At 36.9% G+C, this 1,648-nt stretch carries 1 protein-coding gene; it reads right to left on the bottom strand.

Annotated features, from left to right (window positions below; all coding sequences use genetic code 11):
- Positions 1–169: 169 nt before the first annotated feature.
- Positions 170–1,525, bottom strand: coding sequence for a transposase (locus CLV33_RS17420; protein WP_105474951.1), 1,356 nt, complete (start codon positions 1,523–1,525; stop codon positions 170–172).
- Positions 1,526–1,648 lie beyond the last annotated feature (123 nt).

The raw sequence follows: 1,648 nt of genomic DNA, 5'->3' as shown, positions 1-1,648 counted from the left end.
AAGGCACATTCAGAAAATAGCTTGATTACGAGCATCAAAATATAAAAAGCAAGATTTGGTTACTTCCAAGTCTTGTTTTTTTTAGTTTTAGAGCTATTGATAGGGTAAAACACTATTTTGCTAAAAATTGGACGTAGTTATCCTATGTTTTCTATAAGGTTTTCAAAAATTAGGCGGCTTGTTCTACTTGGGCTTGATACATTCGCCTACCAATTTCTAGAGCATTGGCAGTATGGATCCCAAAGCATATCCAGAGTTTTTCTGTAGCCTTGGTTTTCGCTTTTATTTTTTTGAGATAATAATGCTCCTTTTCTTTGCCAAAACTACCTTCTAATCGAGTCGCTCTTTCTTTAGTGATTAATGCTTTTAGTTTCTTTTCATCTTTGTAATCTTTCGGAAGCTTTCCTTTTCGCTTAAAATCGGTCTTAATGTTGTGCCTACTAACAAAATTTCTGTTTTTATTGGTTGCATAAATGGCATCTGCCCCTAGTATCTTGGTTTTTGTTCCTGTGAGCGATTGTGCCTTGTAGATGGTACCCTGCAAGCGCGTGCCCTCGTTAAAGGCATTGAAGCTTAAGTGTTCTATAAAGTTGATACCGTCAATCTGGAGTTTGTTTACCTTGGCCCCAAACTCTACGGCCTTTACCTCTTTCCCTCTAACGATAGGTCTAAGATAATCCTTTTGGATGCTCACAATTCTGTTTTTAGGGCTGATTCCTGTATTAAAATAGTCTTGTTGCTGTTGCCGTATTTTTTTTATAGTGCTTACTCTTCGATAGTAGGTTACCGTAAAATTTAACTTGTGCTGATTTCTAAGTCGCTTTTCAAAGCCTATAAGCTTGCTTAATAAATGTAGCAAAGCCCTGGTAAGTGGTCTTCGTTTCTTTTTGGTCTTACGTCGCATTTTACTAAATCCGGTGTAGCGCTTCTTCCATTTGATGTATTTGGAACGTATCATCTTTACCCCTAGTAGCCTACAGGTTTTTCTGAGCTGTTTATAGAGCCAGTCTACCGCTTCCCATAATAATTTTTGTGGTGTAGGATATCGCAGCTCACTCTCGTAACAAGTAGCATCTGCTGTTACCTGGCTTTTAGAGGATATGTAAGGTTTCCAATGTGCAAATAATTCTTTTTCCAAGGAATCAATATGTAATGTATTGGATAGTTCACAACGGATCTGGCTAACTATTTTAAAATTGGTAAGCCTATGAAACCCTAAATGAATATCGCAGAAAAATTGATAGTCAATATTACTATTGAGCTGCTCGATAAGTTTTCTGTCCGAACAACAGGCGTAATGTTTTAAAAACATCAAAGCAATACGGCCTTTTGGGCTAAATAGCATTTTGGAACCGGCCGCCTTTTCTTTAATCTCTAAATTATTGACTAAAGATCTCCAAGGAATGGCGCTATGGATTTTACCTAGATCGCTCTCTAAAAAACGAGCATAGAACGCATCTAAATTTTCTGCGGAAGATAAAAACGAAAAACTATGCTGGAAGTCATTAATTCTTTGTAATTTCATGGTTAACGATAATGTAAAACCCCGTTTTTAGCCCTGGACAGCTGTTTTCGGGGTTTTTGTGTACGTTAATTTAAAAAGAAACACTCGTATTTACAAGGGATGTGATTTTTATGAATGTGCCTC

It is taken from the genome of Jejuia pallidilutea (genome assembly GCF_002973595.1).
Classification (GTDB): Bacteria; Bacteroidota; Bacteroidia; order Flavobacteriales; family Flavobacteriaceae; genus Jejuia; species Jejuia pallidilutea.
This window is presented reverse-complemented; position numbering and strand designations above follow the sequence as displayed.

Excerpts from the sequence above, each read along its gene's own strand:
- CLV33_RS17420 (WP_105474951.1), bottom strand. The coding sequence starts at position 1,525 with ATGAAATTACAAAGAATTAATGACTTCCAGCATAGTTTTTCGTTTTTA.